Source organism: Cyanobacteriota bacterium, from assembly GCA_025054735.1.
In the GTDB taxonomy this organism is placed as follows: Bacteria; Cyanobacteriota; Cyanobacteriia; order SKYG9; family SKYG9; genus SKYG9.
In genome coordinates, this window is the sequence record JANWZG010000607.1 from 1 (window position 1) to 1,642 (window position 1,642).

The 1,642-nt window shown below is 47.3% G+C and carries 2 protein-coding genes; both read right to left on the bottom strand.

Annotation, left to right across the window (positions count from 1 at the left end; genetic code table 11):
• On the bottom strand, positions 1-762 hold a 762-nt coding region (locus NZ772_18640), incomplete at its 3' end, for an NAD-dependent epimerase/dehydratase (GenBank protein MCS6815575.1).
• Between the two features lie 393 nt (positions 763-1,155).
• Positions 1,156-1,642 (bottom strand): HlyD family secretion protein (locus NZ772_18645; GenBank protein ID MCS6815576.1); only part of this gene is annotated, 487 nt, incomplete at its 5' end.

A 1,642-nucleotide genomic window follows, 5' to 3' on the forward strand; every position in this document is an offset into this window, starting at 1 on the left:
TTCAGCAATTTCCATAACGGTGTGGTTTTCATATCCCGCATTAAAGATCTTGCCATCGATCGCCTCGTCTGGGTATGCCAAACATTTCACGTATAGATCCGTCATGTCTTCGATATGAATATTAGGGCGTTTTTGGGTACCACCGAAGACCGTAATTTTGCCGTTGTTCACTGCATGATTGGTGAGAATGTTGACAGTGAGATCCAAACGCAGACGGGGGGAATAGCCACAAACCGTCGCTGGACGCAGAATGAGGGTAACAAAGCCTGGTTCCCGCTTAGAGAGCAGCACATCTTCACAGAGCGCTTTGTATTTAGAATAGTCGGTCAATGGTTGTAGCTCTAGGTCTTCGGTAACATTCTCGGTTTCCTTAATGCCGTAGACGCTAGAGGAAGAGGCATAGATAAAGCGCTTGACACCACTGGCTTTTGCCACATCCACTAGGTTAAAGAAGGCATCGTAGTTGATGGATTTGCCCAGGTCTGGGTTCAACTCAAAACTGGGGTCGTTGGAGATGCAGGCAAGGTGAATGACGGCATCACAACCAGGCATGATTTTTTCTAGCAGAGCACGATCGCGAATATCACCCTTAATCTGCTCCAAACCAGGATGATCCTTAACGGCATCTAGGACATGCTCACCGTAGATATACAGGTCAATGACCTTGACGCGATAGCCGGCCTTCAGGAGCTTGGGCACCAGCACTGCGCCCACGTATCCAGCTCCCCCGGTTACCAAGACTTGCTGAATGGTATCTGTCATGACCTGTCCTCAACTACTCCATAACTCCGTAAGTGATGACTCTTGAAAAGTCAACCCCTATAGTAGGCCATTGGTGTAACAAGTTGGTGACTTTCTAGGGCTGATTAACTGGTGCCGATTAAACCTCGCCTAGGTGCACATTACGGTTGCCCTCACCCTAAAATGCTCTCTCAAGTTAGGAGAGGGACTAATGAAATAATTCGACTCCCCTTCGCCCTGTTTGGAAGAAAAGGCTGGGGGATGCGGGCTAATATCACTGCCTCGCACTACAGCTACAGAAGCTATAGATAGCCTGTAGTAAGGACTTAAGTCCTTACTACGAACTAATGGATTATGTCGCTGGCTTTTGGAGAACTGGTATAAGAAGGGACTCTTCAAACATTCACTAGGCTGCTATCTTGTTTTCTTTAATTCATCAAATTTCTTCTGGAATAGGTCAGTGAAGATGCTGATGATAGGACGCTGACGCACCTTGATGTTAACACTTACCGACATGCCCGATTGCAAGTTAAGTGGCTTACCATTGGCTTGAATGAACTGGCGATCGAGCTTTACCTTAGCTGGGAAGCGATAGAAGCGATAGATGTCATCAGGGGGCAGTGCATCGGAGCCAATCCACACCACTTTCCCTTTAATGTCCCCAAATTCACTGAAGGGGAAGGAATCAATTCGCACATCTACAGCCATGCCCTCTTCCACGAAGCCAATATCTTGGTTAGTGATGAATACATTAGCGACAAGGGCATCTGCTGGAACAATCTTTAACACCGGCTCCGTAGAGTTGGTAACAAAGCCGGGATTTTTGGCCTTCAGGTCAAAGACTGTACCTGAGATGGGGGCCTTAACCTCTTGATATTGCAAGGTTTGCTTAGTTTGGCTC